The 14575-nt window shown below is 71.9% G+C and carries 11 protein-coding genes; 1 reads left to right on the plus strand and 10 read right to left on the minus strand.

All coding sequences use genetic code 11. From position 1 onward, the window contains the following. Positions 1 to 118: 118 nt before the first annotated feature. The 10 genes from AB0J67_RS33495 to AB0J67_RS33540 all read right to left on the minus strand — a co-directional run bounded on the left by AB0J67_RS33495 (position 119) and on the right by AB0J67_RS33540 (position 13266). Entirely contained in the window at positions 119 to 622 is a 504-nt protein-coding gene (locus tag AB0J67_RS33495; protein WP_363488450.1) for a hypothetical protein, read from the minus strand. 128 nt (positions 623 to 750) lie between these two features. After that, positions 751 to 1260 (minus strand): hypothetical protein, encoded by a 510-nt coding sequence (locus AB0J67_RS33500; RefSeq protein WP_363488452.1) that lies wholly within the window; start codon positions 1258 to 1260, stop codon positions 751 to 753. Between the two features lie 164 nt (positions 1261 to 1424). Further along, positions 1425 to 1970, minus strand: coding sequence for a hypothetical protein (locus AB0J67_RS33505; RefSeq protein ID WP_363488454.1), 546 nt, complete (start codon positions 1968 to 1970; stop codon positions 1425 to 1427). 140 nt (positions 1971 to 2110) lie between these two features. After that, positions 2111 to 4705, minus strand: coding sequence for an Rne/Rng family ribonuclease (locus tag AB0J67_RS33510; RefSeq protein WP_363488456.1), 2595 nt, complete (start codon positions 4703 to 4705; stop codon positions 2111 to 2113). Between the two features lie 155 nt (positions 4706 to 4860). Next, positions 4861 to 5616 carry a TIGR03936 family radical SAM-associated protein gene (locus AB0J67_RS33515; protein WP_363488470.1) on the minus strand — a complete coding sequence of 252 codons (756 nt, stop codon included), beginning with the start codon at positions 5614 to 5616 and terminating at the stop codon, positions 4861 to 4863. A 46-nt stretch (positions 5617 to 5662) separates the two neighbouring features. Continuing rightward, entirely contained in the window at positions 5663 to 7615 is a 1953-nt protein-coding gene (locus AB0J67_RS33520; protein ID WP_363488458.1) for a TIGR03960 family B12-binding radical SAM protein, read from the minus strand. A gap of 86 nt (positions 7616 to 7701) precedes the next feature. Beyond that, complete coding sequence (locus AB0J67_RS33525; RefSeq protein ID WP_363488460.1) at positions 7702 to 8394, minus strand: lysophospholipid acyltransferase family protein; 693 nt, start codon at positions 8392 to 8394, stop codon at positions 7702 to 7704. 241 nt (positions 8395 to 8635) lie between these two features. Beyond that, positions 8636 to 11752, minus strand: coding sequence for an isoleucine--tRNA ligase (gene ileS, locus AB0J67_RS33530; RefSeq protein ID WP_363488462.1), 3117 nt, complete (start codon positions 11750 to 11752; stop codon positions 8636 to 8638). A gap of 242 nt (positions 11753 to 11994) precedes the next feature. Further along, positions 11995 to 12951, minus strand: coding sequence for a terpene synthase (locus AB0J67_RS33535; RefSeq protein WP_363488464.1), 957 nt, complete (start codon positions 12949 to 12951; stop codon positions 11995 to 11997). A 168-nt stretch (positions 12952 to 13119) separates the two neighbouring features. Then, the gene (locus AB0J67_RS33540; protein ID WP_363488466.1) at positions 13120 to 13266 is read right to left on the minus strand and encodes a hypothetical protein; all 147 of its coding nucleotides are present in this window, start codon (positions 13264 to 13266) and stop codon (positions 13120 to 13122) included. Between the two features lie 453 nt (positions 13267 to 13719). Between AB0J67_RS33540 and AB0J67_RS33545 the strand changes: the two genes are divergently transcribed. Then, a complete protein-coding gene (locus AB0J67_RS33545) occupies positions 13720 to 14361 on the plus strand; it encodes a PASTA domain-containing protein (protein WP_363488468.1) in 642 nt (213 codons plus the stop codon). The last annotated feature ends 214 nt before the right edge of the window (positions 14362 to 14575 follow it).

Below are 14575 nucleotides of genomic sequence, written 5' to 3' on the forward strand. Positions count from 1 at the left end.
ATCGGGGCGGGGCGTTTGAGCGCGTCGGCGTCCGGGCGGCCGATCATGGCCACGCTGACCGACAGCGCCAGCGTGCCCGCCCAGCAGTGACCGCGGTCACCGCACGCCGGGGGGTGGATCACTTGCCGCAGAGCGACTTGACCTTCTCGCCGGTGGCCTCGAACTCCGGCGTGCCGAGCGCGTCGACGACCTTCTTCAGGTCGGGGCCCGCAGCGGCGATGGCGGCCGGCATCTTGTTCAGCACCGCGATGTCGGCCTCGATGGCGGCCTTCAGCTCCGGGTCGACGCTACCGGCGGCGACCGGGGCCAGGGCGGCGCCGAAGGTGGCCAGACCCTTGGTCAGGTCGGCGATGGCCTGCTGAGCCTTGGCCGGGTCAGCGGCCACGGCGTCCATGTTCATCATGGTCTCCATGAGCGGCTTGGTCAGCTCCGCCTGCGCCTTGTCGTAGGCGGCACAGGCAGCGGCCTTGTCGATCGGGGAGGCGGCCGGAGCCGGGGCGGCGCTGGTGGCGCCGGCGGCCGGGGTGCCGGACGCGGTGGCCGAGGGGGTCTCCGGGTCGGCGCAGGCGGCCATGCCCAGCAGGGCCAGGCCCAGGGTGGCCGTAGCGAGCACTCGTCGCATGAGGGTTCCTTCGTTCGAGGGATTCAAGGGTGAGGTTGCCCGCGACGCGGGCACCCGGGGAGCCTAACCACGGCGTCCGACAGGGACATCGGCAGCCTCAGCGGCCCCGGGAGTCAGGAAACGGATGATCAGGCGCAGGTGGTCGCGAGCGGCATGATCCAGGACAGGAAGGCCGGGGTGAGCTTGGCCTCCAGCTCCTCGACCTTGGTGGTGCCCTCCAGGAAGGCCAGGTCGGCAGCCTTGCCGACGTTCGCGGCCACCTCGTCGAACTTGGCCTTGACGGCGGGGTCGGTCGCCTTGGCGCTGAGGTCGGCGATGCCGGTCTGCAGCTTGGCGAGCTCGCCCTTGACCTTGGTCTCGGCGGCGGCGATCTTCGTGGCGTCCTTGCCCTGGCGCGCCACGAGCAGCTCGCCGATCGCGACGCCGAGGTTGGTCGTCGCCTGGCCCTGGAAGATCTTGTCGAACTCGGCGCAGACGGCCTTCGCGTCGGTCCCCGCGGAGGCGCTCGGCGCGACCGAGGCCGCGGCCGTGGCGGCCGGGCTGGACCCGGACGCGGAGGGGTCGGCGCTCTGGTCGGCGCAGGCGGACAAGCCGAAAAGGGTCACCGCGAGGGCGGTCGCGGCCAGCAGACGTCGCATGGGGTGTTTCCTCCATCAGGGTGGGGTGCGCCCGTGGCGGGCGGCCCCGCGGAACGCGTTTCAGGTGGGCGGCGCGTTGGGGCGCCGCCCCGCGTGCCGCCGGTGCGGGCACGCCGGTCAGGGCGCGGTGGGGCCGGGCATCCCCGCCACCACCGCGCGGGCGGTCAGGCCGAGGGGCAGACCTTGTCGAGCGCCTCGTTCGCCGCGGACAGCTCCGGGCTGAACAGGATCGACTGGATCTTCGACGGATCCTGCGCGAGCTGCTGCGGGTCGCCCAGCGCGCCCGCCGAGGCGTCCAGCGCCTTGGTCAGGTCGTCGAGCGCCTTCTTCAGCGTCGGGTCGGCGGCCTTGGCGGCCTCGGCCTTCATCGCGGTGGACAGCGCCACGTAGTCCTTGGCGAGGGCGTCCAGGAAGGCCTTCGCCTTGTCCGGGTCGCTGAGCGAGGTGCCCGCCTCCTGCGCCTTGGTCACGAGGTTGGTGATGAACTTCTTGCTCTCGGCGACGACCGTGGCGCAGACGGCCTTGGTGTCGACCGTGCCGGTGCCCGGCACCGCGGCCGAACCGCTGGGGGCGACGCTCGCGCCCGGGCTCGCCGCGGCCGACACGGCCGCCGAGGCGGTCGGCGCGGCGTTCGGCGCCGGGGTGTCGGTGCAGGCCGAGGCGGTGAACAGCGCCGCGCCCAGCACGGTGGCGGCTAGCAGGCGTCGCATGGGGTGTCCTCCGAGTCCAGGGGTGTGTGTCGGACAGCGAACTGCCCGGGGTGGTGACCACATACCCCGGGCAGCTTACGCAACTCCCGTGACGACGCCTGAGTTCGTCACGAGCGGTATGGAGTTGTTATCCGCCCCGGTTACGGGCGGGTGCGGCGGCGGCCGCCGCGGCGCGTCCGGCGGCGGGTGGGCGTGTCGGCCGACTCGTCACCGGGCTCGTCACCGGGCTCGTCGCCAGGCTCGTCGTCCTCGGGCGCCTCGTAGCGGGACAGGTCGTAGCCCTCGGTGTCGTAGTACGACGTGTCGTCGGCCACCTTCGGCTGCTGCTTGGGCGCGGGCGGCGCCGAGACCGGCTTGACCCGCGCGGGCTGCGCCTGGGCGGGCGGCAGCGCCTGGGCCGGCGCCCTGCGGTCGGACACCGGCTCGGTGTGGATGACCACGCCGCGGCCCTTGCAGTGCTCGCACGGCTCGCTGAACGCCTCCAGCAGGCCCGCGCCGATCCGCTTGCGGGTCATCTGCACCAGGCCCAGCGAGGTGATCTCGGTCACCTGGTGCTTGGTCCGGTCGCGTCCCAGGCACTCGGTCAGCCGGCGCAGCACCAGCTCGCGGTTGCTCTCCAGCACCATGTCGATGAAGTCGATCACCACGATGCCGCCGAGGTCGCGCAGCCGCAGCTGGCGCACGATCTCCTCGGCCGCCTCCAGGTTGTTGCGGGTGACCGTCTCCTCGAGGTTGCCACCCGCACCGGTGTACTTGCCGGTGTTGACGTCGACGACGGTCATCGCCTCGGTGCGGTCGATCACCAGGTGGCCGCCGGAGGGCAGGAACACCTTGCGGTCCAGACCCTTGAGGATCTGCTCGTCGATGCGGTACGTGGCGAACACGTCGGCGACGCCGGTGTGCCGGTGCACCCGGTCCACCAGGTCGGGCGACACGTGCCGCAGGTAGGTCTGCACGGTCTCGTAGGCGTTGTCGCCCTGGACCACGAGCTCCTTGAAGTCCTCGTTGAACAGGTCGCGGACCACCCGGACGACCAGGTCCGGCTCGCCGTACAGCAGCGCGGGCGCGCCGCCCTCGGCCGCCTTGGCCTGGATGTCCTCCCACTGCGCCTGCAGCCGCTTGACGTCGCGGGCCAGGTCCTCCTCGGAGGCGCCCTCGGCGGCGGTGCGCACGATCACGCCCGCGCCCTCGGGGACCAGCTTCTTGAGGATGTCGCGCAGCCGCTTGCGCTCCACATCGGACAGCTTGCGGCTGATGCCGGAGGCGTTGCCGTTGGGCACGTACACCAGGTGCCGGCCGGACAGCGCGACGTGGCTGGACAGCCGCGCGCCCTTGTGCCCGATCGGGTCCTTGGTCACCTGCACCAGCACGGAGTCGCCCGACCGCAGCGCCTGCTCGATGGAGCGGGCCCGGCCCTCCAGGCCGGCCGCGTCCCAGTTGACCTCACCGGCGTAGAGCACCGCGTTGCGGCCCCGGCCCAGGTCGACGAAGGCGGCCTCCATGCTCGGCAGCACGTTCTGCACCTTGCCCAGGTACACGTTGCCGACCATGGTGGCGGTGGAGGCCCGGGTGACGTAGTGCTCCACGAGCACGCCGTCCTCCATGACCGCGATCTGGGTGCGGTCGGGGTTCTCCCGGATCACCATGACCCGGTCGACCGCCTCGCGGCGGGCCAGGAACTCCGACTCGGTCAGGATCGGCGGGCGGGTGCGGCGCTGCTCGCGACCGTCCCGGCGGCGCTGGCGCTTGGCCTCCAGCCGGGTGGACCCGGAGACGCCCTGCACCTCGTCGCTGGCGGCCCGCGGCTCGCGGATGCGCACGACCGTGTGCACGCCGTCCTCGGACTCGGCCGCGTCGTCCCCGGCGCCCTTGCGGCGGCGGCGACGGCGGCGGCGGGTCAGCGGCTCGCCGTCCTCGTCCTCGCCCACCTCGTCCTCGGCGCCCTCGGCGGCCTCGGGCTGCTCGTCGTCGGCGGCGTCGTCGGCCCCGCCCTTGCCGCGCCCGCGGCCACGACGGCCCCGGCGGCGGCGGCCGCGGCCACCGTCCTCGGCGTCCTCGTCGTCCTGCTCCTCCTCGGCGGCGGTCGGCTCCTCGGCCTCCGCCTCGGCGGTGACGGCCTCCTCCTCGTCGCGTCCGCCACGGCGGCGGCGACGGCGACGGCCGGCCTCGGCCGGCTCGGCCTCGGGCTCCTCCGCGGGGCGCGCGGCGGCGGCCGGACGGGCGGGCGGGGTCGCGACGGTCGCCTCCGGCGCCATGAACAGCACGGAGATGGCCGGGCGGCGGGTCGTGCCACCGGGTGCTTCGAGCGCCTCGGCCGCCTCCGCGGCGGCCTCCTCGGCCTCCTCGTCCTCGACGGCCTCCTCCGCGAGCGCCTCGCTCACGGTGACCTGGACGGGAGCCGCGACGGCGGGCTCGATGACGTCACTTGTCACAGACTCGCCGGAGATGTCCGGCTCTGCGGCTTTCTTCCGGCGACGGGTGGCCTTCTTGGCCGGCTTCTCGGCGTCGGCGGGCGCACCCTCCTCCGCCGGAGCGGCCTCGGCCGCGGGCACGGCGCGCTTGCGGGCACGCCGGCGCGCGGGAGCCTCGGGCTCCCCCGCCGCCTGCTCGGCGACGGCGTCGCCGGAGGTGTCCCCGTGCACAGCGCCGGGCTGTGCCTGCTGCGCCGCATCCGGCGCGTTCTGCGATGCGTTGTCGGCATTCTCATGCCGATCTGCGGGCTCGTGGTCGAGCATCCGGACTGTTCTCCAGTTCTGGCGGTCCCGGGCGCGTCACAACGCAGCCACTCAGGAGCACCGGTGTTTTCCGCCGGGGACGCCTGCTCAAGCGCCTGTCGCGGCGCTCGGACGGGCTTTCCGCCGAAGTCTGCCTGTAGCGGTGACCGGTCGGGTCAACGCTCGCCGATGGCGACGGGGTCGCGATCCGCCTCGAGCGGATCCACGATCTCCCCCTGCGGGGTCAGCGTGCCCTGTGCCAGCCGGGTCGCCCTGGCACTTCGCAGTGAGTGGGGCGCCGACGGCTCCAGGTCGGCCACCACGCGCAGGCCGGACAGGACGTCATCGGGCCGTACGGAGGGAGTGACCTGCCGCACGACAAGGTCGAGTATCGCACACGGGGCCGCCCCGACCGCGCCAGGTGGTGAGGTCTGTGACGAGACCGCCTCGATGGCGGCCACCGCGTCCCTGGTGTCGAAGGTGCGCCGGCCCTGCTTGGTCATGCGTTCGACCAGCACCTCACCCTGCGCGACGAAGGCCGCCACCGCCGCGGCGAGCTGCTCGTCGGACACGCCGGGCAGCTCCACCCGCCACCGCGAGGCGGTGATGCGGTCGGCGAGGCTGCCGGGCGCGTGCGCCTCGACCGCGTCCAGCACGTCCAGGCCCGGTGAGAGCGCCGCGTCCAGCGCCTTGACCAGCGCTTCGGGCTCGACCCGCGCGCGCAGCCCGAGCTCCAGGTACTCCGCCTCGGAGGCGACGCCGGTCGGCGCCGCGCTCGCGAACGAGATCTTCGGGTGCGGGGTGAAGCCCTGCGAGAAGGCGATCGGCACGCCCGCCCGGTGGATGGCCCGCTCGATGGCGCGGGCGAAGTCGCGGTGCGAGGTGAAGCGCAGCGGGCCGCGCTTGGCGTAGCGCAGCCGCACGCGCTGCACGACGGGTGCCTGGCCGCCCTCGGGCTGGTTCTTGGTGCGTCCCACGTCAGGCCCCCGCGGGCACGCGCAGGCCGGTGTTGACCGGCGTGATGGGCAGCAGCTTGTGGCCGGTGGGCCCGATCTGGATCTGGGTGTCCATGGACGGGCACACGCCGCAGTCGAAGCACGGCGTCCAGCGGCAGTCGTCCTGCTCGTACTCGGTCAGCGCGTCCTGCCAGTCCTGCCAGAGCCAGTCCTTGTCCAGGCCCGAGTCCAGGTGGTCCCAGGGCAGCACCTCGGCCTGCTCGCGCTCGCGGGTGGTGAACCAGTCCAGGTCCACGCCGAAGCCCGGCAGCACCTCGGCGGCGGCGTCGACCCAGCGCCGGTACGAGAAGTGCTCGCTCCAGCCGTCGAAGCGGCCGCCCTCCTCCCACACCTTGCGGATGACCGCGCCCACGCGGCGGTCACCGCGCGCCAGCAGGCCCTCGATCAGCGACGGCTCGCCGTCGTGGTAGCGGAAGCCGATGGCCCGGCCCAGCGAGCGGTCCGAGTTGATCTCGTTCTTGAGCGCCTTGAGCCGCGCGTCGATCACCTCGGGGCGCTCCATGGCGGCCCACTGGAACGGGGTGTGCGGCTTGGGCACGAACCCGCCGATCGACACGGTGCAGCGGATGTCCTTGCTGCCCGTCGCCTGGCGGCCCGACTTGATGACGTTGTGCGCCAGCCGGGCGATCTGCAGCACGTCCTCGTCGGTCTCGGTGGGCAGGCCGCACATGAAGTACAGCTTCACCTGCCGCCAGCCGTTGGAGTACGCCGTGGTGACGGTGCGGATGAGGTCCTCCTCCGTCACCATCTTGTTGATCACCTTGCGGATGCGCTCCGAGCCGCCCTCCGGGGCGAACGTCAGACCGGTGCGCCGGCCGTTGCGGGCCAACTCCTGCGCCAGGTCGATGTTGAACGCGTCCACCCGGGTGCTGGGCAGCGACAGGGACACGTTGGTGCCCTCGTACTGGTCGGCCAGGCCGGAGCAGATGTCGCCGATCTCGGAGTGGTCGGCCGACGACAGCGACAGCAGGCCCACCTCGGTGAAGCCGGAGAACTCCAGCCCGTCGTGCACCATCTGCGCCACCGTGGTGATGGAGCGCTCGCGCACCGGGCGGGTGATCATGCCGGCCTGGCAGAAGCGGCAGCCGCGGGTGCAGCCGCGGAAGATCTCCACGGCGAACCGCTCGTGCACCGTCTCGGCCAGCGGCACCAGCGGCTTCTTCGGGTACGGCCAGGCGTCGAGGTCCATGGTGGTGCGCTTGTGCACCCGGAACGGCACGCCCGGGCGGTTGGGCACCACGCGCTGGATCCGGCCGTCGGGCAGGTAGTCCACGTCGTAGAAGCGCGGCACGTACACCGACTCGGTCCGGGCCAGGCGCAGCAGGATCTCGTCGCGGCCGCCGGGGCTGCCCTCGCGCTTCCACGCGGCGACGATGTCGGTGATCTCCAGCACCGCCTCCTCGCCGTCGCCGAGCACGGCGGCGTCGATGAAGTCGGCGATCGGCTCCGGGTTGAACGCGGCGTGCCCGCCCGCGACCACGATCGGGTGCGAGTCGTCGCGGTCCGCCGCGATCAGCGGGATCTTCGCCAGGCTCAGCTCGGTGAGCATGTTGGTGTAGCCCAGCTCGGTGGAGAAGGACAGGCCGAACAGGTCGAAGTCGCCGACCGCGCGGTGCGCGTCGACGGTGAACTGCGGCACGTCGTGCTCGCGCATCAGCTTCTCGAGGTCCGGCCAGACCGCGTAGGTGCGCTCGGCGAGCACGTCCGCGCGCTCGTTGAGCACCTCGTAGAGGATCTGCACGCCCTGGTTGGGCAGGCCGACCTCGTACGCGTCGGGGTACGACAGCACCCAGCGCACAGTGGCCGACTCCCATGGTTTGACCACCGCACCCAGCTCACCGCCCACGTACTGGATGGGCTTGCTGATCAGCGGCAGCAACTGCTCAAGCTGGGGAAAGACCGACTCGCCACGCATGGGTATCAAGGGTACGCGGTCGCGCGCGGCGACCGGACCTCGGGCGAGTTCGCACCCGATGTCCGGTTCGGCACAGCGGATGAGCGCTACTCCTGCGGCTCGTCCGCCCGCTTCTTCGGAGCGTACCGGGAGACGTACTCCTGGCCGGTGAGCTGCTGGATGGCCATCATCACCGTGTCGGTGATCTCGCGGGCGGCGGTGCTGGCGGACTCGGCGTCCTTCCAGGCGCCGACCTCGATCGGCTTGCCGAACTTCACGGTGACCGCGTTGGGCTTCAGCGACGGCAGCGCCTGGCCGATCGGCTGCACCTTCTCGGTGCCGATCATGCCGACCGGGATGATCGGCACGTCCGCGGCGAGCGCGAGCCGGGCCACGCCGGTGCGGCCGCGGTAGAGCCGGCCGTCGGGCGAGCGGGTGCCCTCGGGGTAGACGGCGACCAGGCCGCCCTCCTGGAGCACCGGGATGGCCGCGTCGAACGCGCTCAGCGCCGCTCGGCCGCCGGAGCGGTGCACGGGGATCGCGCCCAGGCCGCCCATCAGCGTGCGGAAGAACAGGCCGCTCACGCCGGAGCCGGTGAAGTAGTCCTCCTTGGCCCAGAAGGAGATGTGGCGGCCGACCGCGGAGCCGAGGAACAGCTCGTCGGCGACGGAGAGGTGGTTGCCGGCGAAGATCGCACCACCCGTGGCGGGGATGTGCTCCGCGCCCTCGATCGTGGGCCGCCAGCCCAGCTTGATCGCGGGCGCCACCGTCCACAATCCGACCGTATAGAGCACCGGCACTTTCTGCCTCCACAGGGTATGAGCTAGCCGGCCGATGAGCTTACGGTAGTCCTCCCGCGCGGCCCATACCCCGGCAACGGTCGCCCAAACGGCGGGCGGATGCCATACTGCGCCGCCCTGCCACCCGCTCGCCTCGACGCTGAGCTGCGTGAATGCCTCCCGGACAGCGATCGGGGCGCCGCGAGTGCCGTTCGTCACGGCGGGGCGGCGCCCCGATCATCGGCTCCGGACCGGAGCGGGTTCAGCTGCGTGCCACGGCCACGGTCACCGTGCCGCCGTCACCGACCTCGCCGGAGAAGCCGGCCTCGACCGTGCCGAACGTCACGCTGTCGGCCAGCGTCTCGGCCGCCAGGAACGCCTGGTGCGCCTGCACCGCCGCGGCCACCTCGGCCGAGGCGGCGACGGTCAGCGCGATCCGGTCGGTGATCGCCAGGTCCGCCTCGCGGCGGGCCTGCTGCACCACCCGGACCACGTCGCGGGCCAGGCCCTCGGCCTCCAGCGCCGGGGTGACCTCGGTGTCCAGCACGACCACGCCGGCGTCGCCCGGCAGCGGGGCGGAGTGCTCCGCGTCGGCCGCGACCAGCTTCAGCTCGTACTCGCCCTCCTGCAGGGTGACCCCGGCGGCGACCGGGGCGCCGTCGACCAGCGACCACTCCCCCGCCTTGACCGCCTTGATGACCTGCTGCACCGAGCCGCCCACGCGCGGGCCGAGCACCCGCGGCACCACCGTGAGCACCTGCTCGCAGTGGCCCGCCAGGTCGTCGCTCAGCTCGACCGACTTCACGTTGACCTCGTCGGCGACCAGGTCCGCGAAGTCGCGCAGCGCGGAGGCGTCCGGCGTGGCCACGGTCAGCGAGCTCAGCGGCAGCCGCACCCGCAGGCCCTTGGCCTTGCGCAGCGACAGCGCCGCCGAGCACACCTCGCGCACCCGGTCCATGGTCGCGACCAGGTCGTGGTCGGCCGGCAGCGACGCCGCCTCCGGCCAGTCGGCCAGGTGCACCGAGCGCTCGCCGGTCAGCCCGCGCCAGATCTCCTCGGCGGTCAGCGGCGCCAGCGGCGCCACCACCCGGGCCAGCGTCTCCAGCACCGTGTACAGCGTGTCGAACGCCTCGGCGTCGCCCGCCCAGAAGCGGTCCCGGCTGCGGCGCACGTACCAGTTGGTCAGCGCGTCCAGATAGGTCCGCACCCCGGCGCAGGCCGCCGAGAGGTCGTACGCGTCGAGCTGCTCCGTCGTCGTCTCGACCAGCTCCCGGGTCTTGGCCAGCACGTACCGGTCCAGCACGTGGGTGGAGTCGACCCGCCGGCGGGCGGTGTGCCCGTCGGCGTTGGCGTAGAGCGTGAAGAAGTAGTACACGTTCCACAGCGGCAGCAGCACCTGGCGCACCGAGTCCCGGATGCCCGCCTCGTTGACCGCCATGTCGCCGCCGCGCAGCACCGGGGAGCTCATCAGCATCCAGCGCATGGCGTCGGCGCCGTAGCGGTCGAACATCTCGTAGACGTCGGGGTAGTTGCGCAGGCTCTTGGACATCTTGCGGCCGTCGGAGCCCTGCAGGATGCCGTGGCTGACGCAGCTGCGGAACGCCGGCCGGTCGAACAGCGCGGTGGCCAGCACGTGCATGGTGTAGAACCAGCCGCGCGTCTGTCCGATGTACTCGACGATGAAGTCGCCCGGGTAGTGGTCCTCGAACCACTCGGTGTTCTCGAACGGGTAGTGCACCTGGGCGAACGGCATCGAGCCCGACTCGAACCAGCAGTCCAGCACCTCCGGCACCCGGCGCATGGTCGAGTTGCCCGTCGGGTCGTCCGGGTTGGGCCGGGTCAGCTCGTCGACGTACGGGCGGTGCAGGTCGGTGACCTTCACGCCGAAGTCCGCCTCCAGCTGCGCCAGCGAGCCGTAGACATCCACGCGCGGGTAGTTGGGGTCGTCGGAGACCCACACCGGGATCGGCGAGCCCCAGAACCGGTTCCGGCTGATCGACCAGTCGCGGGCGTTGGCCAGCCACTTGCCGAACGAGCCGTCCTTGACGTGCTCCGGGGTCCAGTTGATCTGCTGGTTCAGCTCCACCATCCGGTCCCGGAACGCGGTGACCTTCACGAACCAGCTCGACACCGCCTTGTAGACCAGCGGCGTGTCACACCGCCAGCAGTGCGGGTACGAGTGGGTGTAGGTCTCGTGCCGCAGCACGACGCCCCGGTCCTTGAGCTCGCGGATGACCGCCTTGTTGGTGTCGAAGACCTGCTGGCCCTCGTACGCCGGCACCAGCGCGGTGAACCGCGCCCGCTCGTCCACCGTCACCACGGTCGGGATGCCCGCCGCGTTGCAGGTGTTCTGGTCGTCCTCACCGAACGCGGGCGCGAGGTGCACGACCCCGGTGCCGTCCTCGGTGGTCACGAAGTCCGCCCCGAGCACCTGGTACGCGTGCTCCCCGGCGTGGTCCACCAGGAACGGGAACAGCGGCGTGTACCGCTTGCCGACCAGGTCGGCGCCCTTGACGGTGCCGGTGCGCGCGTACCCCTCCAGCTCCTTGGCGTAGTAGTCCAGGCGGGCGGCGCCGAGCAGCAGCTTCTCGCCGTCCTTCTCCATCACCGCGTAGTCGATGTCCGGCCCGACGGCCAGTGCCAGGTTGCTCGGCAGCGTCCACGGCGTGGTGGTCCACACCGCGACCTGCTCGCCGGAGTCGAGCTGGAACTTCACCGCCAGCGTCGGGTCCTGCCGGTCCTTGTAGACGTCGTCCATCCGGGTCTCGGTGTTGGACAGCGGCGTCTCACAGCGCCAGCAGTACGCCAGCACCCGGAAGCCCTCGTAGACCAGACCCTTGTCGTAGAGCGTCTTGAAGGCCCACATGACGCTTTCCATGTAGTCCAGGTCGAGGGTCTTGTAGTCGTTGGCGAAGTCGACCCAGCGCGCCTGGCGGGTGACGTACCGCTCCCACTCGTTGGTGTAGCGCAGCACGGAGGTGCGGCACGCCTCGTTGAACTCGGCCAGCCCCATGTCGAGGATCTCGGCCTTGGTGGTGATGCCGAGCTGCTTCTCCGCCTCAACCTCGGCGGGCATGCCGTGGGTGTCCCAGCCGAACCGGCGCTCGACCCGGCGCCCGCGCATCGTCTGGTAGCGCGGCACCACGTCCTTGACGTAGCCGGTCAGCAGGTGGCCGTAGTGGGGCAGGCCGTTGGCGAAGGGCGGGCCGTCGTAGAAGACGAACTCGTTGGACCCCTTGGCCCCGGCGTCGCGCTGTTCCACGCTGGCCGTGAAGGTCTTGTCGGCGGCCCAGTAGTCGAGCACGCGCCGTTCCAGGCCGGGCAGGTCGGGGCTCGCCGTCACGCCCTCGGCCGCGGCGTCGTGCAGTGGGTAAGCCATCGCTGGGCTCCTCGTCACACTCGTCACTGTCGTCTCACAGTGCGAGGACGAGCCATGATCAGCCCGCGGTACCACCTCGCTTGCCCGTCCCCAGGCGCGGGGACGAACCGCTCGTGTCGGCTGTGACGGGCCGTCCCGTCCGGTTCTACTGGGGCCTTGCGGCCTGTTCTTCCGGAGGCTCACCGGTGATAGCCGGGTCGATGCCTGTGCGTCCAGGTTACCCGGACGCTCCGGGCGCCGGTCTACCGGGTTTCCGGCGGGTCGGCCCGGTAGCGCCCGCTGACCAGCGTCCAGTCCAGGGTGCCGCGCACCGACCGGGCCACCCCGTCCACATGCCGGCGCACCGCCCCGTCGAACTGCGTGCCGAACGACGGCACCCGGTCGCGCAGCGCCGCGAAGCCGTCCATCCGCTCCTGCCACATGCCCACCGCCTCGCCCACCGCCGCCTCGACCGGCAGGTCCCGCTCGTGGGCGATGGCCAGCACCAGGTTGTGCCCGCCCGAGGTGGCGATGTCCTTGTCCAGCGAGTGCAGATCGTTGAACCAGCTCAGCAGGTCGTTGCCGGCCAGCCGCACCGCGCGCAGCGCCGGGTGGTGGTAGATCGCGTCCGGCATCCGGGTGTGCGTGGCGAACTCGGTCAGCAGGTGCGAGATCTCCGCCGCCGAGGCCGCCCGGCGCAGCTCGATGTACTCCGCGACGCCCGGCCGGTGCCCCGCCTCCTTGTTCTCCGCCTCGTCCAGCACGCCGCCGAGGTAGCGGGCGGTCGCGTCGGTGAACCGCTCCTGCCAGGCCGCGGGCATCTCGGCGCGCAGCGCGCCCCAGATCTCGACGAGCATGGTCCGGGCGGGCCCGGTGAAGACCTCGGTCGGATGGCGCGAGCCGTGCAGCAGCGACAGCAGCTCGGTCACGTAGCGCCGGGTGCGGCCCGGCTCGGGCCGCGCGGTGCCGTCGCAGGCGTCGTCGATCAGGTAGAACCACGCGAAGATCATGGCGAGCAGGGCCAGGTCGGCGGGCTGGGCATCGGGGAAGATCCGGCCGGCGTGCCCGGCGTACGCCTCGGCGGCCAGCCAGCTCCGGCCGTCGTCGTCACTGATCAGCCCGCACTTGCGGGCCCATCCGGCCAGCTCGGCCTCGGCGTCGGCGATGTGCGGGGACACTCGCGGCGCGATGGGGCAGTCGATCGGGGGTATGGCGTACACGGCGGTCCTCCGTTTCCGGGAGGCGGACGCGCGGCAGCGCGGGCACGACGGGCGCTGCCGATCGGGGCACGCCGTCACGTCACGGTGAGTTCACGATCCATTACATGAGTCATGGAGATCGATGTCAATCCCTCGGACGCGCCATCCTCACCAGGTGGAACGATCCACTCACCGACGGTACGGCTCGCGCATCGGTTTGCGAACCGCGTCCATCGCCGCCAGGTGCGCCTCCCGCGCCACGCCGTCGATCAGGTAGACCCGGGTCACCGCGTTGCCCTTCGGGCGCACCAGCCCGTTCTTGACCAGCGCCTGCACGTCCCGGATGTGCCACCTGCCGTGGGCCCTGCGCCGCGATCCCACCGAGTGCCTGCGCACCGCACACAGCGCGCGGGAATCCGACAGTGCAGGGCCGCCCCGCTTTCGGGCCGCGGCCGCACCTCGCTCCCGTAGTCGCCGACCGCGCCGCCCACCACCGTGGGCCCCAACGCACCACCGGGCCCGATCCCGAACACCGTCTACGAACACGTGTCCGTGCTGCTGGAGGTCGGTGTGCGCACCGGCAATGGGCCGTCCGGCAGGTCCCGAACCGGCCCGAACCCGCCGGGCCGGCGCCGGTCTCGCTGGTGGACCCGGGAGGCGGTTGACCGTTCGGCGGTCGGTGACGCTACCCGCGGTCTAGTGACCAGCGGCCGGTGGACCGCCATCATGGCCGATGTTTGCATACGTGCTGCTGCGTGAGTACACATCGGATAGCGAGAGGCACCTGACGTGTCAGACCCCGACGACAACACCCCCTACGACAACCCCACGCCCCCTCCTGCCGACGACAAGGACAAGGGCGGCGACTACAAGCCGGCGCACGGCGCGGACGACAAGGACAAGGACGACGACGACAAGGGCGGCCGCAAGCGCTGGCTGCTCCTGCTGCTGCTCCTGCTCCTGATCCTCCTGCTGCTGCTGTGCGGCGGGTTCGCGTACATGAAGTGGTGGCAGAAGAGCGACGGCCCCGACCCGGCCGCCTCGGCGTCCGTGGCGGCCACCGCCTCCGCCGCCGTGCCGGCCAGCCCGACCGCCGCGGCCACCCCCACCGCCGCCGCGTCCGCGACCGCCGGCCCCTCGGCCAGCGCCGCCGCCTCCCCGACCGCCGCCGCGTCGCCCACCGCCGCGCCGACCCCCGACGCCGGCCTGATCACCGTGCCGAACGTCGTCGGCAAGAAGGCGGCCGACGCCGAGCGGATCCTGGCCGACGCCGGCTTCACCAACGTGAAGTTCATCGGCGACGACGGCAAGGAGCTGACCCTGCTCGTCAGCTGGAAGGTCGTCAAGCAGTCGGTGAAGGCCGGCACGAAGGTCGCCGCCGACACCGAGATCGTCCTCACCAACGAGTCCGTCAGCAACGGCAAGGGCTGACCCCCACCCCGAAGGAAGGGCACCTTCTTAACGCTATGCGTATAAGAAGGTGCCCTTCTTAACGCGCCCCACCACCCGCCCCACCCGCCCCGCCCCGCCCCGCCCCGCCCCGCCCAGCCCAGCCCAGCCCAGCCGCGAATAGACGTTGGCCTATCTGGATGAAGTTTTCGAGATCGAAGTCATCCAGATAGGCCAACGTCTATCAAAAGCGGGC

It is taken from the genome of Catellatospora sp. NPDC049609 (assembly GCF_040675365.1).
Classification (GTDB): Bacteria; Actinomycetota; Actinomycetes; order Mycobacteriales; family Micromonosporaceae; genus Catellatospora.

Coding starts and splice junctions, on each gene's coding strand:
- AB0J67_RS33500 (WP_363488452.1), bottom strand. CDS start 1,260: ATGCGACGTCTGCTGGCCGCGACCGCCCTCGCGGTGACCCTTTTCGGC.
- AB0J67_RS33505 (WP_363488454.1), bottom strand. CDS start 1,970: ATGCGACGCCTGCTAGCCGCCACCGTGCTGGGCGCGGCGCTGTTCACC.
- AB0J67_RS33520 (WP_363488458.1), bottom strand. CDS start 7,615: ATGCGTGGCGAGTCGGTCTTTCCCCAGCTTGAGCAGTTGCTGCCGCTG.
- AB0J67_RS33495 (WP_363488450.1), bottom strand. CDS start 622: ATGCGACGAGTGCTCGCTACGGCCACCCTGGGCCTGGCCCTGCTGGGC.
- ileS (WP_363488462.1), bottom strand. CDS start 11,752: ATGGCTTACCCACTGCACGACGCCGCGGCCGAGGGCGTGACGGCGAGC.
- AB0J67_RS33510 (WP_363488456.1), bottom strand. CDS start 4,705: ATGCTCGACCACGAGCCCGCAGATCGGCATGAGAATGCCGACAACGCA.